The sequence below is a fragment of the Corynebacterium bovis DSM 20582 = CIP 54.80 genome, assembly GCF_030408615.1.
Classification (GTDB): Bacteria; Actinomycetota; Actinomycetes; order Mycobacteriales; family Mycobacteriaceae; genus Corynebacterium; species Corynebacterium bovis.
The window spans coordinates 2,412,217-2,433,392 of sequence record NZ_CP047187.1 but is presented as its reverse complement, the minus strand read 5'-3'; the positions used below and the strand labels follow the sequence as shown (position 1 = coordinate 2,433,392).

Sequence of the window (21,176 nt, the reverse complement as noted above, 5' to 3'; positions counted from 1 at the left end):
GAGGTGGACGGGCTGCACCCCCGGCGTGGCGCGCCCGGTCGTGGCGGGCGGTGCGGGAACCGGTGCGGGAGCCGGTGTGGGAACCGTTGCGCCGGGCCGGGACCACCTCTATGGTTAGTTACATGGGTAACTAACCGGCCAGGGTGTCGGCCGGGCCGACAGGCCGCCGGGTCCGCCGCCGCCACGCACGGCGGGAGGCGGAGCGGACGGCCCGCCCGGGCCCGGTGCACGGGCCGGACCACGGAGTCGGCGGAGGACAGGAGGTGACGTGGACGAGAATGCTGCGCCGTTGTTCCGGCAGGTCGCCGACCTCGTCGAGGACTCGGTCGTCGACGGCTCCCTGCCGGAGGGCGACCGGGCCCCGTCGACGAACGAGCTCGCCGCGTTCCACGGCATCAACCCGGCGACGGCCCGCAAGGGCCTCACCCTCCTCGTCGAGCGGGGCATCCTCGCGAAACGCCGCGGGATCGGCATGTTCGTCGAGGCAGGGGCACGGGAGCGGATCCTGACGCGTCGCCGCGCGGAGTTCGCGGCGTCGTACCTGGCACCGCTCGTCGACGAGGCCGTGAAGCTGGAGATGACGCGCGACGACGTCCACTCCCTGTTCCTCCGCGTCGCCGAGAGCCGGGGCCTCTATGAGTGACCGCCCGCCAGGCCACGGACCGCCCGACCGACCCGGAGACGCCCCGCCCGGCCACGGACCGCCCGACCGGCCCGGAGACGCCCCACCCGGCCACGGACCGCCCGACCACGCGATCACGCGACCAACGAAAGGACGCCGTCATGTCCGACGGACACGCCCCTGACCGAGCCACCGACGACGCCCGCCCGGGCATGCTCTCCGCGCGGCACGTGACCAAGGCCTTCTCCGGCACCGGGTCCCGCACCGCCGGCGACGCCGCCGGCACCGACGACCACCGGGACCGGAGCATCCGGCGCCTCGCGCGGTGGTTCCGGTCGGTGACCTCGGCCCGGCCGCCGGTGCTCGACGACATCTCCTTCGACCTCCCGCTGGGGCAGGTCCACGGGCTCGTCGGCCGCAACGGCGTCGGCAAGACCACGCTGCTGCGGATCATGGCCGGGCAGCTGTGCTCGTCGGGGACGGTCTCGGTCGACGGCCGTCCCGTGTTCGACAACCCGGAGGTGCTGGGCTCCCTCGTCCTCGCCGGCGCGGACGTCCCGCTGCCCCGGAGCTACACGGTCGGGCGGGTGCTCGCCGTGGCCGCGCGGCGGTGGCGGACGTGGGACGACGACCTCGCCACCCGCCTCGTCCGGGACTTCGGCCTGGAGACGCGGAAGAAGGTCAGCGACCTGTCGCGCGGGCAGCGGTCGATGGTCGGGATTGTCACGGGACTCGCCGCGCAGGCGCCCGTGACCCTCCTCGACGAGCCCTACCTCGGGCTGGACGTCGAGAACCGTGACCTCTTCTACCGCCACCTGCTCCACGACATCGGGCGCAACCCCCGCACGGTCGTCATGTCCACCCACCACATCGACGACGCCTCCCGGGTCCTCGACTCCGTCATGCTCATGGCGGACGCGACCGTCCGCGAGGTCGTCCCCGTCGCCGACCTCACCGCGCGGATGCGGGTCCTCACCGGGTCGTCGGTGGCGGTCGGCCGGGTCTGCTCGGCTCTCGCGGTCCGCGGGCAGGGGCGGATCCTTCTCGACGACGCCACCGGCGGCGCACGCCGCGTCACCGTGGACATGGCGGCGGCCGAGGCGGCCGGGACCCTCGACGGGCTTGCGTCCGACCACGGGGTCCGCGTCACCGAGCCGCGTCTCGACCACGCGGTGCTGGCGCTCGGGGCAGGTGAGCGGCAGTGACCGACGGGACCTCCTCCACCGCACCGGGCTCCGCCACCGGGACTGGTTCACCCACCGCACCGGGCTCCGCCACCGGACCCGGCCCGTCGGCACACCGCACCGCACCGGCCGGACGCATCAGGCTCCGCGACCACCTGTGGCTCGCGGCGACGCAGGTCAGGGCCGACGTCAGTCTCATGGTGACCTCGTACACCGTCCTCATGGTCCTCCTCGTCTTCCTCGTCCGGGGACGGAGCGACGGCTGGGACATCTGGACGTTCGTGATGACCGTGTTCCTGGGGTACGCCTGGGTCCGCGTCGGCTGGGCGGGCCGGAGCGTTCTCATCACGTTCGGGTTCGGCAGCCGGGACATCCGTCTCCACGCGTTGCTCACCCGTCTCCCGGCGACGGTCGTCACGGAGGCCGTCATCGGGGCCGTGTTCATCGGGGGACGGTCCGTGCCGGTGTCCGAGGCGGTGGCGGCCCTGCTGGTCGTCGGGGTGATCGGCGTCGGTGCGCTCGTCGCGGACCTCGTGAACCCGATGTCCCCCACGGAGGACGGCGACGTCCCCGCCGACCCCTCCCTCCTGCGCCACCGCGCCCCCGGCCGGTCGGCCACGACGGCCCTCCCCGCCGGCCATGACGGGCAGGTGACCGCGGCGTCGACCCCCGAGGACCGCACCGGACGCCGACGTCCCGGGCCCGGGCCCCGGGTGCGGAGTGCGGACCGGGAGCTCATCACCGACCCGGTGCGACGCACCCAGCTGCGGTTCTGGGGCGCGACGGTGGTGATCGGCCTCGCGGTGTTCGCGTTCGTCGGGCTGACCGACCGCGACGCCACCACGGCGGGGACGGCGTTGCCCATGCTCGCGCTGGTGTGGGGCCTCCCGGTCGCCGCGGACGGGGTCAGTGACGGCCTCGCCCGCTGGATCACGTTCAGCGGTGACCGGCGGACCTGGCTGCGGCGCGTGACGAGCGCGATGTGGCTGTCCCCGGTGCTGGGGAGCGCAGTGGGAGCGATCGTCATGGCCGGCGCGGTGCTGCGCGCGCGGACGGCCCCGGGCGCGGACGGGGAGCTGGCCACCATCGGTGACATGGGCGGGAGCGCGTCCGGCCTGGCGCTGCTCCTCTGGGTCGGCCTCGGGGGAGGGCTGGTCGTCGGCACGTACTGCGGTGCGGGTGTCATCGTCGGGGCGGTGATCCTGGCGAGGTTCCACGGGCGCTGGGTCGGCTGGCTCGTCGTCCCGGCTAGTGTGCTGACCGGGGTCGTGATGGCCGGCGTCATCGTGCTCGTGGTGTGGATCGGGTTGGGGCCCGACGGCACCGGGGAGGACTGGTCCGGGACGGTCGTCGTGCGGTGGCTCCTGTTCCCGACGGTGGCGCTCGCACTCGCGGGCCTCGGATGGGGGCTGGCCCGGAGCATGGTGCGGGCGACGGATATGACGCGGCTCTGACCGCGGGGCCGGTGCCTGGCCGGGTCATGGGGCGACGGGGACCGCCGCCCCGCCGGGACAGGATGGCGACCGGGACCGCCGCCCCGCCGGGACGGAATGACGACAGGGACCGCCGGCGCGCCGGGACAGACGAACACCGGCGCCGTGGAGACCGCGGATGCGGACCGAAAACACAGGTTGACCTGCGAGGTTGTGTCCCCCGTCGGCGGTGTGTACATTTATCGGAGTCAGCGCGACCGACACCGCCTGAGACTCCAGCGAGACGCTGTGAGAACCGGCGGTAGGACAACGGCCCTGACAATCCAACACCCGATCTTCTTCGGGGCTGTGAACTGGGTGTTCATCTGGGGTTTGCTTTGCTGCCACCGGGTGTTGTAAGGTTCTGGTCCTGTCACACGGACTGTTCCGGCCGCTTGGTCGGTGTGGTTGTGTGCGCATGATGTTTGAGAACTCAATAGCGTGATGAACCAAGTGCTCTGATCTTTGGTGCTGGTGCCGTGTGTGGCGCAGGTGCTGTGATCGGTGGTTGTCGTGTCTGGCATGAATGGTTCGCGTACCGGCAAGTGTTGATCGCTTGTTAAATATGTGATTGTTTGTGTCGTCATGGTGTCACTGTCACTGGATTTGTGTTGCAGGTGGTGCTTGCGACCTTTGGTTTGTGAGTATTGTTTGTAATTTATTTTGTTGTCGCTGCCCTGACCCCCCGTTGGGGTGGTGGCGACGGTCAGTGTGGTAGCTGCGTCCGGCTGTGTGTCGGGCGTGGTTGCTGTGATGATGTTTTGTTTTGCCAGTGGTTGGGCTTTCTTTGATATTGCCTATGGCTTTTATGGAGAGTTTGATCCTGGCTCAGGACGAACGCTGGCGGCGTGCTTAACACATGCAAGTCGAACGGAAAGGCCCCAGCTTGCTGGGGTACTCGAGTGGCGAACGGGTGAGTAACACGTGGGTGATCTGCCCTGCACTCTGGGATAAGCCTGGGAAACTGGGTCTAATACCGGATAGGACCGTGCTTTAGTGTGTGCGGTGGAAAGTTTTTCGGTGCAGGATGAGCCCGCGGCCTATCAGCTTGTTGGTGGGGTAATGGCCTACCAAGGCGGCGACGGGTAGCCGGCCTGAGAGGGTGTACGGCCACATTGGGACTGAGACACGGCCCAGACTCCTACGGGAGGCAGCAGTGGGGAATATTGCACAATGGGCGCAAGCCTGATGCAGCGACGCCGCGTGGGGGATGACGGCCTTCGGGTTGTAAACCCCTTTCGGCAGGGACGAAGCTTTTGTGACGGTACCTGCATAAGAAGCACCGGCTAACTACGTGCCAGCAGCCGCGGTAATACGTAGGGTGCGAGCGTTGTCCGGAATTACTGGGCGTAAAGAGCTCGTAGGTGGTTTGTCGCGTCGTCTGTGAAATCCCGGGGCTTAACTCCGGGCGTGCAGGCGATACGGGCATAACTTGAGTGCTGTAGGGGAGACTGGAATTCCTGGTGTAGCGGTGAAATGCGCAGATATCAGGAGGAACACCGATGGCGAAGGCAGGTCTCTGGGCAGTAACTGACGCTGAGGAGCGAAAGCATGGGTAGCGAACAGGATTAGATACCCTGGTAGTCCATGCCGTAAACGGTGGGCGCTAGGTGTGGGGATCTTCCACGATTTCCGTGCCGTAGCTAACGCATTAAGCGCCCCGCCTGGGGAGTACGGCCGCAAGGCTAAAACTCAAAGGAATTGACGGGGGCCCGCACAAGCGGCGGAGCATGTGGATTAATTCGATGCAACGCGAAGAACCTTACCTGGGCTTGACATGGGCAGGACCGGCGTGGAGACACGTCTTCCCTTTTGGGCTTGTTCACAGGTGGTGCATGGTTGTCGTCAGCTCGTGTCGTGAGATGTTGGGTTAAGTCCCGCAACGAGCGCAACCCTTGTCTTGTGTTGCCAGCACGTAATGGTGGGGACTCGCGAGAGACTGCCGGGGTTAACTCGGAGGAAGGTGGGGATGACGTCAAATCATCATGCCCCTTATGTCCAGGGCTTCACACATGCTACAATGGTCGGTACAGTGGGTTGCGATGCCGCGAGGCTCAGCTAATCCCTTAAAGCCGGTCTCAGTTCGGATTGGAGTCTGCAACTCGACTCCATGAAGTCGGAGTCGCTAGTAATCGCAGATCAGCAACGCTGCGGTGAATACGTTCCCGGGCCTTGTACACACCGCCCGTCACGTCATGAAAGTTGGTAACACCCGAAGCCGGTGGCCCAAACTCGTTAGGGAGCCGTCGAAGGTGGGATCGGCGATTGGGACGAAGTCGTAACAAGGTAGCCGTACCGGAAGGTGCGGCTGGATCACCTCCTTTCTAAGGAGTTTTATTTTATTATTGTTGAATCCGGGTGGATGCGCGGATCGCTGGATGGTTGCCCCACGCCGTGTGGGGTGATGATCGCTGGTTGTGGTGTTTGTGCCTGGTGGTGGTGCCGGGGGTTGGGGTGCTTGGTTTGTCGCGGTGTTGGGTGTCTGGGGCGTCATGCCCTTGGATGACTGGCATGCTGCTGGTGGTGCGGGACTGTGTTCTGCGCTGGTGGTGGTGTGTGTGGTGTTTGAGAACTGCATAGTGGACGCGAGTATCTTCTTTATTCTGCATGCTGCCATGTTGTGTGGTGGTGTGTTGTGCTTTTTGTTCACCTAACTGATTGTGTGTGTTGTTGTTAAGGGCGCACGGTGGATGCCTTGGCACAGAAGAGCCGATGAAGGACGTGGGAGGCTGCGTTATGCCTCGGGGAGTTGCCAACCGAGCGTTGATCCGAGGATGTCCGAATGGGGAAACCCGGCCGTGGTTATGTGCGGTCACCCGCCGGTGAATAGATAGCCGGTGTGGAGGGAACGCGGGGAAGTGAAACATCTCAGTACCCGTAGGAAGAGAAAACAATAGTGATTCCGTCAGTAGCGGCGAGCGAAAGCGGATGGTGGCTAAACCGTGTGCGTGTGATACCTGGCAGGGGTTGCGTGCACGGGGTTGTGGGGCGATGTTGTGTGGGTCTGCCAGCCTGCGCATGCGCGTGTTGTGTTAGCGGAAGTGGTCTGGGATGGCCCGCCGTAGACGGTGAGAGTCCGGTACGTGAAAACATGATGGGTGTGTGTGGATCTCGTTCCCGAGTAGCAGCGGGCTCGTGGAATCTGCTGTGAATCTGCCGGGACCACCCGGTAAGCCTGAATACTCTTTGTGACCGATAGCGGATAGTACCGTGAGGGAATGGTGAAAAGTACCCCGGGAGGGGAGTGAAATAGTACCTGAAACCGTGCGCTTACAATCCGTCAGAGCCTCCTTGTGGGGTGATGGCGTGCCTTTTGAAGAATGAGCCTGCGAGTCAGCGGCACGTCGCGAGGTTAACCCGTGTGGGGTAGCCGTAGCGAAAGCGAATACTAACTAGTGTGGTTGAGTGGCGTGTCCTGGACCCGAAGCGGGGTGATCTACCCATGGCCAGTGTGAAGCGATGGTAAGACGTCGTGGAGGCGCGAACCCACTTAGGTTGAAAACTGAGGGGATGAGCTGTGGGTAGGGGTGAAAGGCCAATCAAACTCCGTGATAGCTGGTTCTCCCCGAAATGCATTTAGGTGCAGCGTCGTGTGTTTCTTGCCGGAGGTAGAGCTACTGGTTGGTTTAGCGGGACTACCATCTTAGCGACATCAGCCAAACTCCGAATGCCGGTAAGTGAGAGCGCGGCAGTGAGACTGCGGGGGATAAGCTTCGTGGTCGAGAGGGAAACAGCCCGGATCGCCGGCTAAGGCCCCTAAGAGTGTACTAAGTGGAAAAGGATGTGGGATCGCGAAGACAGCCAGGAGGTTGGCTTAGAAGCAGCCATCCTTGAAAGAGTGCGTAATAGCTCACTGGTCGAGTGGTTCTGCGCCGACAATGTAGTGGGGCTCAAGTACACCGCCGAAGCCGCGGAACTTCCATCTTTTGGTGGGGGTTGGTAGGGGAGCGTCGTGTGGCCGGTGAAGGTGCGGGGTGACCCAGTGCTGGAGGCCATGCGAGTGAGAATGCAGGCATGAGTAGCGAATGACGAGTGAGAAACTCGTCCGCCGGATGACTAAGGGTTCCTGGGTCAAGCTAATCTTCCCAGGGTGAGTCGGGGCCTAAGGCGAGGCCGACAGGCGTAGTCGATGGATAACGGGTTGATATTCCCGTACCCGTGTGTGTGCGACCATGGTGAATCGGTGATACTAACCACCCGTGTGTGCTGCTGTTTCCGGTCTTTGGCCGGTTGGTGGTGCATGTGCGTGGGACCTGAGCTGGTAGTAGCCAAGTGATGGGGTGACGCAGGAAGGTAGCCGAGCCACTTATTGGATTGTGGTGTAAGCGTGTGGCCCGTCAGCCTGGTAAATCCGGTTGGCATGAGGGTGAGGCGTGATGCGTACCCGTTTGCGGGGATGTCGGTGATCCTATGCTGTCGAGAAAAGCCTCTAGCGATGTGCACATTCGGCCCGTACCCATAACCGACACAGGTGGTCAGGTAGAGAATACTAAGGCGATCGGGTGAACTGTGGTTAAGGAACTCGGCAAAATGCCCCCGTAACTTCGGGAGAAGGGGGACCACTGCTGGTGACAGACTGGTTTTGAGCTGGTGGTGGTCGCAGAGAATAGAGGGAAGCGACTGTTTACTAAAAACACAGGTCCGTGCGAAGACGGTAAGTCGATGTATACGGACTGACGCCTGCCCGGTGCTGGAAGGTTAAGAGGACCTGTTAGACCCTTGTGGTCGAAGCGGAGAATTTAAGCCCCAGTAAACGGCGGTGGTAACTATAACCATCCTAAGGTAGCGAAATTCCTTGTCGGGTAAGTTCCGACCTGCACGAATGGCGTAACGACTTCCCTGCTGTCTCAACCACAGGCCCGGCGAAATTGCAGTACGAGTAAAGATGCTCGTTACGCGCGGCAGGACGAAAAGACCCCGGGACCTTCACTATAGCTTGGTATTGGTGTTCGGTTCGGTTTGTGTAGGATAGGTGGGAGACTGTGAAGCGGCCACGCCAGTGGTTGGGGAGTCGTTGTTGAAATACCACTCTGATCGTATTGGATACCTGAACCTCGGCCCGTGATCCGGGTTAGGGACAGTGCCTGGTGGGTAGTTTAACTGGGGCGGTTGCCTCCCAAAGTGTAACGGAGGCGCCCAAAGGTTCCCTCAGCCTGGTTGGCAATCAGGTGTTGAGTGTAAGTGCACAAGGGAGCTTGACTGTGAGACTGACAGGTCGAGCAGGGACGAAAGTCGGGACTAGTGATCCGGCACCGGCTTGTGGAAGCGGTGTCGCTCAACGGATAAAAGGTACCCCGGGGATAACAGGCTGATCTTCCCCAAGAGTCCATATCGACGGGATGGTTTGGCACCTCGATGTCGGCTCGTCGCATCCTGGGGCTGGAGTAGGTCCCAAGGGTTGGGCTGTTCGCCCATTAAAGCGGCACGCGAGCTGGGTTTAGAACGTCGTGAGACAGTTCGGTCTCTATCCGCCGCGCGCGTTGAAACTTGAGAAAGGCTGTCCCTAGTACGAGAGGACCGGGACGGACATACCTCTGGTGGGCCAGTTGTCACGCCCGTGGCATGGCTGGTTGGCTACGTATGGGAGGGATAACCGCTGAAAGCATCTAAGCGGGAAGCCTGTTTCAAGATGAGGTTTCGTTTGAGGTTCCCTGTAGATGACGGGGTTGATAGGCCGGATCTGGACGCCATGTAAGTGGTGGAGGTGACCGGTACTAATTGACCGAAATGACACACTGCTTGTTGGTTGGGTGTGTGTGCAAAAAGTGTTGCCCGTGGTTCGCACTGTTTGGTGTGTGTTGTGGGTGTTGATTCTCGCGTCTGTTGTGCAGTGTCTGGAGCGTCACGACGTGCCGGCACTCCCTTGGGGTTGTTCCCGGGGGTGTGTGGGGTGCGTGTGGTTGTTCTGTTGTGTTTGTCGGTGGTTTTAGCGGCGGGGTCACGCCCGGTCCCTTTCCGAACCCGGAAGCTAAGCCTGCCTGCGCCGATGGTACTGCACCCGGGAGGGTGTGGGAGAGTAGGTCACCGCCGGCATTTTTCTTTGTGTGTGGTGGGGTGGTGTCACCCCTTCACGGCCTGTGTGGTCACCGTCCCTGTCAGGGGTTGGGTGGTCACCGGGTTGTGGGGGTGTGGCACCACCCCACCTTTTTTTGTGCCCTTTTCCCGCCCCGTGGCCCGTGCGGCGTTCCGCGCCCACCCCTCGTGCGGAGCGGGCGCGGGTGTCGGGATCCCGTGCGTCCGCCCGGAGGGGAAGAGTCGAGAAACGCCCGGGTGCCGGGGGCCCTGTGGCCCGCCCGGAGAAGGCCAGTCGAAAAACGCTCGGGTGTGGGGGTCCGTGCGTCCGCCCGGAGGGGACGAGTCAGAAGGGGGGGTGGGGTCGGTCGTGGACGACGGTCACCGGCCCCCGCGCCCGAAAGCCGCCGCCGGGACGTCAGTGCGCATCAGTGTCAGTACGGCGTCTCGATTCGCCGGTCCTCACCGGTCAGCGGATCCGTGAACGCCAGGACCTTCGCGGTCAGGCCCATCGGGCGGCTGTGGTCCTCCTCGTCGATGAACGGCACGTACGGTAGCGGTGCCTCAAGGTCGTGCAGGGCGACGTCGCTGATCTCGGCGTAGATCGGGTCGTCGACGATCGGCATCCCGAGCAGCCGCATCGTCAGCCGCAGCTGGTGGGTGCGGCCCGTCCGCGGCTGGAGCCTCCACACCAGGCGTGGCCCCTCGCCGGCGACGCCGACCTCGGACGCGTCCGCGACCCGGACGCCGGTGATGTCCGTCACCGCGTTCGGCTCGCCGTCCTCCAGGTGGGCGGACAGATGCCCCCGCAGCTTCATCATCCGGTGCTCCGTGCGCCACGGGCGCTCCGGCGTCGGCGCGGGGAGCCGCTGCGGCGGCGAATCAGGGTGCAGCGCCCCCGCCGGCAGGTCGAACGTCGCCGGCGGACACAGCTCCTCGCGGTCCACGGATCCGCCAGTCCCGGCCTTCCCGACGGCCGCCGGCGGACCCGCCTCGTCGCGGTCGACGGCACCACCGGTTCCGGAGTGTCCGAACGCGGCCGGGGGAAGCGTGGCGTCGTCCCCCTTCCGGAGGGTGACCCCCGGCGGCGGCATGGTGACCGCCTCGTACTCCTTGTGCACGGCCCGCTGCTCGAACAACCGCTGGTACGCGCCCCGGACCTCGGGCCGGGTGGTGAACAGCAGCACCCCGCGGGTGAGCCGGTCGAGCCGGTGCGCCGGGGCGAGGTCGGGCAGGTCCCAGTCGACCCGCGCGCGGACCAGCGCCGTCTGCGTGATGTGGTCGCCCCGGGGGAGGGTCGCCATGAACGGCGGTTTGTGGACGACGAGCGTGGCGGCGTCGCGCTCCAGCTCGTGGAGCGGGAACGGGTTCGGCCGCTCCTCCGCGGGCATGCGGTAGAACCACATGTCCGTCCCCGGTCGCAGGGGGTCCGACGGGCGCAGCCGCGTGCCGTCGCGGAGGCGCACGAGGCCGTCGTCGAACCGCCGCATGATCGCGGCGTCGTCGTCACCGGGGTGCCGGTGGCGCTGCCCGGCGACGACGGTCTGTATCAGCTGCAGAGCCGTCAAGGGCTCAGCGACACGCACCCGGGACGGATTAATCCCGGAAACGACTGGTAACGGCGCGGCGCTCAGATTACACTCCCTCACATGGATATCTCAGCCATCACTGCACAGTTCGTCACGTTCCTCCAGACCGGTCTCGGCCAGCTGCTCGGCCAGGTCGCCCGGTTCCTCTACGAGATCTTCTCCCCGAGCAACGCCCCGGCGGCGCACGATGTGCCGCTGCCGACGCCGCGCGTGCCCCAGGCCTGAGGTCGGGGGCTTGTCCCGGGTCGCTGACCCGGGCCCGGTCGGGGGGGCTGGTAGGGGTCTGACCGGGGCCGACCGTGGCGCGACCGGGGGTCGGCCGGGGTCGGGTGGGGATTCGGGTAAGGGGGGGACGACGCCGGCACCGGAGGGGGTGACGGTGCGGAACGGGGGACACGGTCCGTGGTGGTCGCCGGAGACGGCCACCGCGGTGTGTCCCGTCCGCCACACCTTATCCCGTGCTCCGCCGGTCGTGTCCCGCCGGTCCAGGTGTGGGTGGCTCCGTGCCGCGCTGGTGTGCTGTCGTGCCCTCCCCGCGCGCTGGGTCGCTCCGCGGCGGTGCCGCGCTGGCGCACTGTCGTGCCCTCCCCGTGCACTGGGTCGCGCCGCCGCGGCCCTGTGTCGCGCGACCACCACCCCCGTTCAGGTCGGCGCTCACAGGTTCCGTGCCCCGCGCGCCACGGGGGGAGATAATGGTGGTGTAGAGGAAATCCTCAGGCTGAAAGGGGCCGAACCATGTCCGCGAACAGCAGTACGCGCAGTATCGTCATCGCCGTCGACGGATCCCCCGCCGGCGCCGTCGCCGTCCAGTGGGCGGCGAACGCCGCAGCGAAGCGGAAGCAGGGTGTGAAGCTCGTCACCGCATACACCATCCCGCAGTTCCTGTACGCGGACGGCATGGTCCCGCCGCAGGAGCTCTTCGACGAGCTCGAGACCGAGGCGATGGACAAGGTCGACGCCGCCCGCGAGGCGGTGCTCGCCGTCGACCCGGACATCCCGGTGTCCCACCGCGTCGAGGAGTCCAACCCGATCGACCTGCTGCTGGAGGAGTCCCGCGAGGCCGAGATGATCGTCATGGGCTCCCGTGGTCTCGGCGGGTTCTCCGGCCTCGTCCTCGGGTCCGTCTCCTCGGCGGTCGTCAGCCACGCCGAGTGCCCGGTCGTCATCCTCCGCAAGGACTCCGGGGTGTGCGACGAGACGAAGTACGGCCCCGTCGTCGTCGGTGTCGACGGGTCCGACGTCTCCCGCGACGCGCTCCACCGGGCGTTCGAGGAGGCTGACGCGCGGGGTGCGACGCTCCGCGCGGTGCACAGCTGGTCGGACGCGGAGCTCAGCGCCACCCTCGCCGGCCTGGCCACGGCGCTCGACCGGGCCCGCGACGAGGAGCAGGCGCTCCTCCACGAGGAACTGAAGCCCCTCTGCGAGCAGTACCCGAACGTGAAGGTCGAGGCCGTCGTCGAACGCGACCGGCCCGTGCCCGCGCTCATCGACAACGCCGAGGACGCGCAGCTGCTCGTCGTGGGGTCGCGCGGCCGGGGCGGCTTCAAGGGCATGGTGCTCGGCTCCAGCTCCCGGGCGCTGCTCCAGTACTCGCCGTGCCCCCTCATGGTCGTCCGCCCGACCGGCCGGACCCGCGAGCACTGAGCCGGCCGGGGCCGCTGGGCCCGTGACGTGGTCACGGCGTCGTGTAAAGTCACACCCCGGATCACGTCCCCCGGGCCGGCCGGACCGCCGGCGCCGGACAGCGACACCCAGACCGACAACCGACAGCGGAGCAGGAGGGCCGATGGCAACCGCAGGAAGCCGGGGCGCGAAGAGCGGGTCGACCGCCCGGCGTCGCAACCGCCCGGGCCCCCGGCAGCGGCTCCTCGCCAGCGCCACCGCCCTGTTCACGACCGAGGGCATCCGCGTCATCGGCATCGACCGGATCCTCCGCGACGCCGACGTCGCCAAGGCCAGCCTCTACTCCCTGTTCGGGTCGAAGGACAACCTCGTGGTCGCCTACCTCGAGGAACTCGACGCGGACTGGCGTCGCCGCTGGGAGGCGTTCGTCGAGAACATGGACAAGCCGGAGGACCGCATTGTCGCGTTCTTCGACATGTGCATCGCCGAGGAACCGGGCAAGAACTTCCGCGGCTCCCACTTCCAGAACGCCGCGAGCGAGTACCCCCGGCCGGAGACGGAGAGCGAGCAGCGCATCCGCGCCGCCGCCCTCGAACACCGCCGGTGGTGCCGCGACACCATGGCCGAACTGCTCACGGAGAAGTTCGGCTACGCCTCCCGGACGCTCGCCGACCAGCTGATGGTGTTTCTCGACGGGGGGCTCGCCGGCGCGAAGATGAGCCGGGACGTCACCCCGCTGCAGACCGCCCGCGAGCTCGCGAAGCAACTGCTGTACACCACCCCGATGATGTACTCGATCTGAGCCGGGCGGCCCGGCCGTCGCGGTCGATACGGGGGTTACAGAGGGGATACGGACGCGGTAGTCGCGGGGGACACGGGGGTTACAGAGGGGATACGGACGCGGCGGTCAGGCACCGCAGCGGCCCGGCGGTCACGCCGTCGGGTCCGTCTCCGTCGTGTCGTCCCGGCCGGTGCCGGGGGTGCTGTCCGCGTCGGGGGCGGCGGCGTCGGTGCTGTCGGCGGGGGTCGGGTGGGTGTCGACGTCACCACCGCAGCGGGCGGACCGGCGGACCGGCAGGGCGTGCCGGCCGTACGGCGCGTCGAGGGTGTCCTCCGGGAACTCCGTCCGGATCCGCTCCGCCTCCGCGCAGTCGCAGGGGGCGGCGTCATCGCACGTCCCGTCCCGGTCGCCGGTCTGCTGCCCCGCGTCACCGGCGTCGTCGTCTGCCGTCGCATCCCGGTCGCCGGTCTGCCGGCCGGGGTCACCGGCTCCGCTGTCGGTCGTGGCGTCGCGGTCGCCGGCCCCGGCGTCGTCGTCGGCCCCCGACCCGGACCCGGCACCCTCCCCGGCATCCTTCCTTCCGGCGGCGGCCGCGGCCCGGGCGGCGGCGGCCTCCGCACGCCGGCGCTCCTTGACCTCCGCCCGCGCGTACCGCTCGCGGTGGACGACACGGTCGGTCGCGATCTGGTCCAGGCGGGACTCCTCGGCGACACGCGCGGCGACCGCCCGCCGCTCCTCCCGCGACGCGGCGCGCACCGCCCGGGACCGCTCCCGCTCCCGACGGGCGAGCCCGCGGCGAGCCTCCCGGACCTCGGCCCGTCGGGCCCGGCGGGCGTCACGCATCCGGTCCCGGTGCTCCATGAACTCCGGCGTGTACGGGACGATCCGGTCCAGGGTGAGGTGCAGGCCCAGCGACTGGGCGAGCGTCCACAGGTTGTTCATCACCCAGTAGCACATGATCGCCACCGGGGCCGGGCCGCCGAGGCCGAAGATCAGGGGGAACAGCGTGAGGACCGGCAGGAGGAGCCACATGCCCCGGAACAGGGAGATCGCCAGGGCCGAGTTGTGGTCGAGGGTCAGCCAGTTGCGGTACAGGGAGTAGCCGAAGTTGGCGGTCGTGAAGACGCTCGCCGCGATGCACAACGGCAGGGCGAGGTGGAAGACGTCCGACGCCGTCGTGCCGAGGAACGCGAACTGCTCGTCGGACATCACGGAGTACGCCGGCAGGGGAACCCCGGCCACCGAGGCGTCGAGAAAGTGCCCGACGTCCTGGCCGTCGAGGACGCCGACGCCGTGGTGCTCGGTGGCCTCGAGGTCGCCCGGCCGGGAGATACGCAGGAGCAGCTGGTAGAGGCCGAGGAAGAACGGGACCTGGATGAGCGCGGGGACGCAGCCGTCGCGCATCCGGTAGCCGCCCTCCCGCTGGAGCTCCCGCTGACGGCGCAGCTTCTCCCGCGCCGCGCCCGGGTCGTGCCGGTCCGCGAACTCCGCCTCGAGGGCCGCGACGCGCGGCCGCAGGTTCACGAGGAAGCGGGTGGACTTGAACTGGCGGTACGCGAACGGCAGGAGGAACAGCCGGACCGTGAGGACGAGCAGGACGATGGACACCGCCCACGCCGTCGCGTCGCTGACGCCGAGAACCCCGGTGAGAATGCGGTGCCAGAAGGTCATCACCACGGAGACGGGGTAGATGAGCAGGGACATCGAACTCCTCGGGGGTCGCCGGTACGTGTCAGACCTTACCGCTGCCACGGGCCCGTCGTCTCACCTGCCGTGCCCCCGCCGCGCCACCCGGCGATCCGTCCGGCGGACCGCCCGACGTCCCACCTGCCGCGCCACCTGCCGCCCCACCCGCCGTGGCGCGGGCTCCCGGTGTCCACAGGGTTGCACCTGCGCTGTGACGGCAGCACATCCCGTGCCATAATGTCCGGCATGGGACGACACCGGGCACCGCAGCGGGAGGACAGGCGCGCACACCTCACGGTGGCGGGCGTCGTCGGGGAGCTGCTCCTCACCGTCGGTGCGGTGCTGCTCCTGTTCGTCGGCTACGAGGTCTTCTGGACCAACATCGAGGCGAACAAGCAGCAGGAGGCCGTCGCGAAGGATCTGGACGCGGTGTGGAACGACGAGAACCCGCGTTCCCTCACCGCCCCGCAGGAGGGGGCGGCGTTCGCGCGGATGTACGTCCCGGCGTTCGGGTCGGACTGGTCCTTCGCCGTCGTCCAGGGGGTGTCCGACGATGACCTGGAGAAGGGGCCGGGCCACTACCTCGACACCGCGGGGCCGGGTGAGCCGGGCAACTTCGCCCTCGCCGGGCACCGGGTCGGCCGGGGAGCGCCGTTCAACGACCTCGGCCTGCTGTCCGCCTGCGACGCGATCGTCGTCGAGACCGCCGGGTCGTGGGACATCTACCGGGTCCTGCCCATCGACGCCCCGCCCGGGGAGCGCGCGACGCAGGCGGCGTCGTGCCTGCCCCCGGACGTCGCGCAGCGGGTGACCGACGGCGACTACGCCGGGGTGCAGGGCCGGTCGATCACGACACCGGACGACGTCGCCGTCATCAACCCCGTGCCGGACCAGACGCGCGTGGACGTCGAGCCCGGTGACCTGCCCTTGCTCACGCTCACGACCTGCCACCCGCAGTTCTCGAACCGGGAGCGGATGATCATCCACGCCGTCCTCGAGCGCTCCGAGCGCCGGCAGCCGGGCGTCCTGCCCGCCGAACTGACCCGGGAGGTCTGACACCGATGTACGCGTGGATCTGGCGGCACCTGCCCGGGCCGACCCCGGTGCGGGTCATCGAGGCACTGGTGCTCCTCGGTGCGGTGATCCTCCTGCTCATGGAGGTCGTCTTCCCCTGGGTGAGCACGATGATGCCGTACACGCAGGTCTCCGTGTAGGGGCGGCCGGCCCCCCGGGCGTCACAGGCCGAGCCGGCGGCCGTCACGGACCGACCGGTCCCCCGGGGGACGCAGGCCGGTCCCGGACGTCACAGGCCGAGGTCGGCGATCACCCGCTCGGCGATGCGTTCGGCCTTGACGGACTGCTCCTGGGAGGCCGTGACCACCACCGCCAGATTGTCCTTCCACACCGCGTAGACCGCGCCGGTGCTCCCGGCCGCGCCCCCGCCCGTCCCGGCGGAGGCCTCGTCGCCACCCCTGCCGCCGCTCCACCCGTCGGGGCGGAGCGCCTTCTGCGTCGAGTCGACCGGCGCGGCGGTGTCGACCACGTCCACCGCGCCGCGGTGGGTCGTCATCCGCCGGACCATGACCGTGAGCTGCGGGACGTCCTCGTAGGACCAGAAGACGCAGGCGGGAGGGTCGAACCGGGGGTCGAGGCTCGTCCCGGTCCACCGCTGGCCGGTCGTGGTCTCGACGAACGGCCCGTCGAGGTACGGGCACGTCGCCGTCCGGTCCCCGGTCGTGTCCGGGGTCGCGTCGACGGGCAGCTCCGAGCCGGCGACGGGCGGGAACGTCCGTTCGGAGGTCGTCGGCGCGGCGGCGCGGTCCCGGAGCGGGGCGGGGGACCCGCCCGTGCAGGCGGTGAGGCTCGCCGTCAGCGCCACGGCGGTGAGTCCGGCGCAGACGACGGCCGGGGGCCTGCGGCGCACGCGGGGTGGGAACGTCATGCCCGGCACGATACCAGCACCCGTGAAGCCCGTCGGGGTGGGGACGGTGGGCCGGGAGGGGGCCGGTCAGGGCGGTACGCTCGTGACCATGGCTGAGGACGAGCGCGGCGCACGGACGGACCCGGCGGCGGACGGGACGGCAGGGACGGCGCCCGTGCCGGGGGAGGTCACGACGGACACCCCCGCGGCCCCGGCGGACGGGCCGGGACGGACCCGGGCCCGGCCGGCCCCGCGGGGCGTGGACCTGCGGCAGACGGTCGTCCTCGTGACGGCGTTCCTCGTCGTCCTGCTCGCGCTGCTGCTGGCGGTGGTCGTGTCCGCGGCGTGGGCGGCGGCCGGCGGGGTGCCGGTGCCCACCCTCGCGCTCGCGGGGGCGTTCGGGGTGGTGTTCCTCCTCGGCGCCGTGGGGGTGCGCTCCCGCCCGGGGCCGGCCGTCACCGCCCTGTGGCTCGGGGTGCTCACGGTGCTGTGGGTCGCGCTGACGCTCGTCGAACCCTCGGCCGTGTACCTCGTGCTCGTCCTGTTCTTCCTCTCCCTCATCCTCGTGCGCTGGCCCTGGGGTGTGGTCGTGACGCTGTTGGCGATGGTCCTCGCGGTGGGGTTGTCCGTCGGGCTCGTCGGCCCGTCGGTCGGTGCCGTCCTCGGCCCGGTGCTCTCCGGGCTGGTCGCGGTCGTCATGACCGTCGGCTACCGGGGCCTGTACCGGGTGAGTGAGGAGCGGCGGGAACTCATCGAGGAGCTCATGCGGGCCCGGACGCGCCTCGCGGAGTCGGAGCGCCGCGCGGGGGTCGTCGCCGAACGGGAACGCCTCGCCCACGAGATCCACGACACGGTCGCCCAGGGCCTGTCGAGCATCCAGATGCTGCTCCACGCCGTCGAACGCGACATGCCCGAGGGGCACCCGGGCATCGGGAAGCTGCAGATCGCGCGCCGGGCGGCCGCGGAGAACCTCCGCGAGACCCGCGCGATGATCGCCGCGCTGCAGCCGGCCGCGTTGGAGGGGCACTCCCTCGTCGACGCGCTGCGGCGGGTGTCCGGGGGCGGGGACGTGCCCGTGGAGGTCGTCGTCGACGGTGAGGAGCGACCGCTGCCGATGAAGGTCGAGGCCGGGCTCCTGCGGATCGCCCAGGGGGCGGTGGCGAACATCCGGGAGCACTCGGGGGCGCGCCGGGCGCGGATCACCCTCTCGTTCGACGCGGGGGCCGTGCGGCTCGACGTCGTCGACGACGGCCGGGGTTTCGACGTCGACGAGGTCGTCGGGTCGCTCGGGGAGCGGGCCGGTCTCGGTCACGTGGGGCTCGCCGCGATGGAACGACGGGCCGAGGAGATCGGCGGCGGGGTGGTCGTCGAGTCCCGCCCCGGTCACGGCACCGCCGTGGCCGTGTCCGTGCCGGCCGCGGCGGCGGGGGCGGGCGGCGCGGCCGGTTAGACTGGGGCGGACTGTGGCCGGGCCGACCGGCGGGCCGTGCCCCGGCGACGACGCCGGGCACGGGACCTGACATGACGCCGGCGGTGACACCGGCGGTGACACGGAGGTGGATCGACGATGATCAAGGTTCTGCTGGCGGACGACCACCAGATCGTGCGGCTGGGGCTCCGGGCCGTCCTCGAGACGGAGGACGACATCGAGGTCGTCGGGGAGGTGGCGACCGCCGACGAGGCGGTGCGGGCCGTGACGGACGCGGCGGCCGACCCGGGCACCGCGGTGGACGTCGTGCTCATGGACCTGCGTTTCGGTGCGGGCCGGGCCGGCGAGGAGGCGGAGAACGGGGCGCAGGCCACGGCGAGGATCCGGGCGCTGCCGGACCCGCCGAACGTGCTCGTCGTGACGAACTACGACACCGACGTGGACATTCTGGGGGCCATTGAGGCGGGGGCCGTCGGCTACCTCCTCAAGGACGCGCCGCCGGCGGAGCTCACCGCGGCGGTGCGGTCGGCGGCGGAGGGGACGACCGCGTTGTCGAGTTCCGTGGCCAACCGTCTGATGAACCGGGTGCGGACGCCGGGGACGGCGCTCACGCCCCGCGAGCGCGAGGTCCTGCAACTCCTGGCGAAAGGGAAATCGAACCGCGACATCGGTGCCGAGCTGTTCCTGTCCGAGGCGACCGTGAAGTCACACCTCGTGCACATCTACGACAAACTGGGGGTGCGTTCCCGGACGTCCGCCGTCGCCGTCGCGCGGGACAACGGGGTGCTCTGATCCGGCTCCGGATCCGGTGGGGGGTGGGGGTCGCCGTCCGGTGGGGACGGCGACTTTTTCCCGGGGATTATTCCCTGCCTCTGTGGCGGAGATAATCCTTTATGTGATTTTTGCGGAGCGACGGGGGCGGGAGTGGGTGGTTCCGCCTCGCTCGTCGTCTGTCGGTGGGTCGACGGGCCGCCGCGACATTCTATCGCCGGGCTGAATGTCGCGGCCCCGGGGGAACGGAACTCGCCCGGTCGGAGTGGGTGCGAGGGACGTCGGTGCGTTCCCGTTCCGGGGAGAGCTTCCGGCTACTGTGCGTTCCTGTTCCGGAGAGAGGTCCCGGCCAGGTCGCGTTCCTGTGCCGGGGGGAGGCGCCGGTTACTTGTGGGCCTGGTCGTACGCCTCGACGATGCTGGACGCGATCTGGCCGCGCATGGAGACCTTGAGGCCCTTGTCGCGGGCCCACTGGCGGATGGCGCGGTTGCGCTCCGGGGAGGACTTGCCGGCGGAGGAACGGTTCTTGCTGGCCGTACGGCTCTTCGTCACCCGCGTGGCGACCTTGATGTACGGGGCGAGCGCCTCCTCGAACTTCCGGGCGTTCTCGAGGGAGAGGTCCATGACGTAGTTCACGCCGTTGATGGAGAACTCGACAACCTTGACCTCACCGTCGGTGAGCTGGGTGTTGTCGATGTCGTCGAAAAACTGCGTCACTTCAATGCGTGCCATCGTGTGTAGACCTTTCTGGGTCGATCGTGAGCGTGTCCTGTGCCGCCGACTGGTGTGGCTTGTGGTGCCGACGGCCGTGCCTTGACTCCACGGTGAGTGTGCGGATCGCGTCACTGGAAAGCCTGTCGCAAAGCTCGATGACTGGGCTGGAAGGTGGATATCAAAGGGTACGTCAGTTGATTCTACTGCTCATCTGCTTTGAATTTCAATCTCCGGATGTCAACGGATGTGAGTGGTGATGTGAATATTTCTTTCGCAGGGACACGGTCAGCTGCCTAAAGTAGAAGAATCCTTCGGTTTTTCTGTCAGAGTCTGACGTTATGGCAGGTCACAGACTCATAACGGATGCGAATCGGCGGGGCCTCTCGAACATGCATCCGGGAACGTGAGTGAAGCCGGTCAACGGTGAACCGGGATTCGGGTGGCGTCTCCGGTCGCGGAAACGGGGGTGCGACGGGGGGCCGCACATCCGTGGCTCGGGAGGAGTCGTCGCGGACGAGGTCGCCGTCGAACCCCACCCCACGACGACAACGGCCGGCCCCACCCCACGACCACGGCCGCGCCCCCACGAACCGGCCCCCACGACCCCCACCCCACGACGACAACGGCCCACCCTGCGCGGACGCGGGGTGGGCCGGGCGGCGGACACGGCGCTGAGCGGCGGCTCAGTGGGACGCGACGGTGTCCTTCAGCTGACGGTCGAGCAGATCGAGCTCCGCGGAGACGGAGGACTCCAGGTTGCGCTTCTGCGAGTCGCTCATGCTCCCGGCGTGCTCGAGCGAGGACTCGAGCTGGTCGAGGCGCTCCCGCGCGTCCCGCCCGAACCCGGCGGGCACCCGCCCGTCACGCAGCCGGGACCGCAGGTCCTCGATCCGGGCGCGCTGCGGCGCACCGGTGCCGGCGACCCAGCCCATCGACGACCGGTCCACGCCGTGGCGGGACGCCTCGCGCCCCTCCGACAGCGACCGGAGCTGGTTGAGCGCCCGGTACGCCAGCGGCACCGCGACCGGGGCGAGCGTCCGCAGCGCGGCGGTGTACCGCAGCACGTTCGCGGAGTTGAACCGCCCGGCCTTGATCTGCTCGAGGGCGGTCTTCGCCATCGTCTCCTCGTGCTTGCGCCGGGCCTTCAGCTCCTTCTGGTCGAGCTTCCGGACCTGCTTGGCGGTCTTCCGGAGGTACTTCTCCTTCTTCTTCTCCAGCTTGCCGGTGGACTTCGCCTCCGCCTTGGCCCGCACCTTGGCGGCCTTGTAGATCGCCTTCTTCTCCTGCCGGCGCCTGCGTGCCGAGCTGAGCAGTCCCATCGGTTTCTCCCGTGTCCTGTCGACGTGTCCGGGGCGGTCCGCTGGTGTCGCGG

At 68.2% G+C, this 21,176-nt stretch carries 15 protein-coding genes and 3 rRNA genes; 13 read left to right on the top strand and 5 right to left on the bottom strand.

The window, feature by feature from the left end; translation table 11 throughout:
• The first annotated feature begins 268 nt into the window (after positions 1 to 268).
• The 6 genes from CBOVI_RS09950 (at position 269) to rrf (ending at position 9,311) form a co-directional block, all read left to right on the top strand.
• Positions 269 to 643: a GntR family transcriptional regulator gene (locus tag CBOVI_RS09950; protein WP_010273193.1), complete on the top strand. Its 375-nt coding sequence runs from the start codon at positions 269 to 271 to the stop codon at positions 641 to 643.
• A 140-nt stretch (positions 644 to 783) separates the two neighbouring features.
• A complete protein-coding gene (locus CBOVI_RS09945) occupies positions 784 to 1,827 on the top strand; it encodes an ATP-binding cassette domain-containing protein (protein ID WP_125186412.1) in 1,044 nt (347 codons plus the stop codon).
• Positions 1,824 to 3,260 carry a hypothetical protein gene (locus CBOVI_RS09940; RefSeq protein WP_010273199.1) on the top strand — a complete coding sequence of 479 codons (1,437 nt, stop codon included), beginning with the start codon at positions 1,824 to 1,826 and terminating at the stop codon, positions 3,258 to 3,260. Before CBOVI_RS09945 ends, CBOVI_RS09940 begins: the two co-directional genes overlap by 4 nt.
• Positions 3,261 to 4,083: 823 nt before the next feature.
• Positions 4,084 to 5,602: ribosomal RNA gene (locus CBOVI_RS09935) — 16S ribosomal RNA — on the top strand.
• A 339-nt stretch (positions 5,603 to 5,941) separates the two neighbouring features.
• Positions 5,942 to 9,015: ribosomal RNA gene (locus CBOVI_RS09930) — 23S ribosomal RNA — on the top strand.
• 179 nt (positions 9,016 to 9,194) lie between these two features.
• Positions 9,195 to 9,311: ribosomal RNA gene (gene rrf, locus CBOVI_RS09925) — 5S ribosomal RNA — on the top strand.
• The 16S, 23S and 5S rRNA genes sit together here, the layout of an rRNA operon.
• A 413-nt stretch (positions 9,312 to 9,724) precedes the next feature.
• On the opposite strand, the gene CBOVI_RS09920 is transcribed toward rrf, so the two are convergent.
• On the bottom strand, positions 9,725 to 10,858 hold the full coding sequence (locus CBOVI_RS09920; RefSeq protein ID WP_010271796.1) for a pseudouridine synthase: 1,134 nt from the start codon (positions 10,856 to 10,858) through the stop codon (positions 9,725 to 9,727).
• An 81-nt stretch (positions 10,859 to 10,939) separates the two neighbouring features.
• Here CBOVI_RS09920 and CBOVI_RS09915 point away from each other — a divergent pair, with 81 nt between their 5' ends.
• The 3 genes from CBOVI_RS09915 to CBOVI_RS09905 all read left to right on the top strand — a co-directional run bounded on the left by CBOVI_RS09915 (position 10,940) and on the right by CBOVI_RS09905 (position 13,304).
• Positions 10,940 to 11,104 carry a hypothetical protein gene (locus CBOVI_RS09915; RefSeq protein ID WP_010271794.1) on the top strand — a complete coding sequence of 55 codons (165 nt, stop codon included), beginning with the start codon at positions 10,940 to 10,942 and terminating at the stop codon, positions 11,102 to 11,104.
• A 510-nt stretch (positions 11,105 to 11,614) separates the two neighbouring features.
• Positions 11,615 to 12,523, top strand: a complete 909-nt coding sequence (locus CBOVI_RS09910) for a universal stress protein (RefSeq protein WP_010271792.1) — start codon at positions 11,615 to 11,617, stop codon at positions 12,521 to 12,523.
• A 142-nt stretch (positions 12,524 to 12,665) separates the two neighbouring features.
• A complete protein-coding gene (locus CBOVI_RS09905; RefSeq protein WP_010271791.1) occupies positions 12,666 to 13,304 on the top strand; it encodes a TetR/AcrR family transcriptional regulator in 639 nt (212 codons plus the stop codon).
• A 129-nt stretch (positions 13,305 to 13,433) separates the two neighbouring features.
• Here CBOVI_RS09905 and yidC read toward each other — a convergent pair whose 3' ends face one another.
• Positions 13,434 to 14,987, bottom strand: a complete 1,554-nt coding sequence (gene yidC, locus CBOVI_RS09900; protein WP_125187348.1) for a membrane protein insertase YidC — start codon at positions 14,985 to 14,987, stop codon at positions 13,434 to 13,436.
• 228 nt (positions 14,988 to 15,215) lie between these two features.
• Between yidC and CBOVI_RS09895 the strand changes: the two genes are divergently transcribed.
• Both CBOVI_RS09895 and CBOVI_RS09890 read left to right on the top strand, forming a co-directional pair.
• Complete coding sequence (locus CBOVI_RS09895) at positions 15,216 to 16,025, top strand: class E sortase (RefSeq protein ID WP_029158006.1); 810 nt, start codon at positions 15,216 to 15,218, stop codon at positions 16,023 to 16,025.
• A 5-nt stretch (positions 16,026 to 16,030) separates the two neighbouring features.
• Positions 16,031 to 16,183, top strand: a complete 153-nt coding sequence (locus CBOVI_RS09890; protein WP_010272559.1) for a hypothetical protein — start codon at positions 16,031 to 16,033, stop codon at positions 16,181 to 16,183.
• Positions 16,184 to 16,272: 89 nt separating this feature from the next.
• Here CBOVI_RS09890 and CBOVI_RS09885 read toward each other — a convergent pair whose 3' ends face one another.
• Positions 16,273 to 16,911 carry a DUF2020 domain-containing protein gene (locus CBOVI_RS09885; RefSeq protein ID WP_010272557.1) on the bottom strand — a complete coding sequence of 213 codons (639 nt, stop codon included), beginning with the start codon at positions 16,909 to 16,911 and terminating at the stop codon, positions 16,273 to 16,275.
• Between the two features lie 88 nt (positions 16,912 to 16,999).
• Here CBOVI_RS09885 and CBOVI_RS09880 point away from each other — a divergent pair, with 88 nt between their 5' ends.
• Complete coding sequence (locus CBOVI_RS09880; RefSeq protein ID WP_125187349.1) at positions 17,000 to 18,340, top strand: sensor histidine kinase; 1,341 nt, start codon at positions 17,000 to 17,002, stop codon at positions 18,338 to 18,340.
• 117 nt (positions 18,341 to 18,457) lie between these two features.
• Positions 18,458 to 19,111, top strand: coding sequence for a response regulator transcription factor (locus tag CBOVI_RS09875; protein WP_010272553.1), 654 nt, complete (start codon positions 18,458 to 18,460; stop codon positions 19,109 to 19,111).
• A gap of 363 nt (positions 19,112 to 19,474) precedes the next feature.
• On the opposite strand, the gene CBOVI_RS09870 is transcribed toward CBOVI_RS09875, so the two are convergent.
• Positions 19,475 to 19,822 (bottom strand): histone-like nucleoid-structuring protein Lsr2, encoded by a 348-nt coding sequence (locus CBOVI_RS09870; RefSeq protein ID WP_029158004.1) that lies wholly within the window; start codon positions 19,820 to 19,822, stop codon positions 19,475 to 19,477.
• A 665-nt stretch (positions 19,823 to 20,487) separates the two neighbouring features.
• The gene (locus CBOVI_RS09865; RefSeq protein WP_010272549.1) at positions 20,488 to 21,123 is read right to left on the bottom strand and encodes a DUF6474 family protein; all 636 of its coding nucleotides are present in this window, start codon (positions 21,121 to 21,123) and stop codon (positions 20,488 to 20,490) included.
• Positions 21,124 to 21,176 lie beyond the last annotated feature (53 nt).

Coding starts and splice junctions, on each gene's coding strand:
- CBOVI_RS09890 (WP_010272559.1), top strand. CDS start 16,031: ATGTACGCGTGGATCTGGCGGCACCTGCCCGGGCCGACCCCGGTGCGG.
- CBOVI_RS09870 (WP_029158004.1), bottom strand. CDS start 19,822: ATGGCACGCATTGAAGTGACGCAGTTTTTCGACGACATCGACAACACC.
- CBOVI_RS09905 (WP_010271791.1), top strand. CDS start 12,666: ATGGCAACCGCAGGAAGCCGGGGCGCGAAGAGCGGGTCGACCGCCCGG.
- CBOVI_RS09880 (WP_125187349.1), top strand. CDS start 17,000: ATGGCTGAGGACGAGCGCGGCGCACGGACGGACCCGGCGGCGGACGGG.
- CBOVI_RS09895 (WP_029158006.1), top strand. CDS start 15,216: ATGGGACGACACCGGGCACCGCAGCGGGAGGACAGGCGCGCACACCTC.
- CBOVI_RS09865 (WP_010272549.1), bottom strand. CDS start 21,123: ATGGGACTGCTCAGCTCGGCACGCAGGCGCCGGCAGGAGAAGAAGGCG.
- CBOVI_RS09910 (WP_010271792.1), top strand. CDS start 11,615: ATGTCCGCGAACAGCAGTACGCGCAGTATCGTCATCGCCGTCGACGGA.
- CBOVI_RS09915 (WP_010271794.1), top strand. CDS start 10,940: ATGGATATCTCAGCCATCACTGCACAGTTCGTCACGTTCCTCCAGACC.
- CBOVI_RS09885 (WP_010272557.1), bottom strand. CDS start 16,911: ATGACGTTCCCACCCCGCGTGCGCCGCAGGCCCCCGGCCGTCGTCTGC.
- yidC (WP_125187348.1), bottom strand. CDS start 14,987: ATGTCCCTGCTCATCTACCCCGTCTCCGTGGTGATGACCTTCTGGCAC.
- CBOVI_RS09945 (WP_125186412.1), top strand. CDS start 784: ATGTCCGACGGACACGCCCCTGACCGAGCCACCGACGACGCCCGCCCG.
- CBOVI_RS09875 (WP_010272553.1), top strand. CDS start 18,458: ATGATCAAGGTTCTGCTGGCGGACGACCACCAGATCGTGCGGCTGGGG.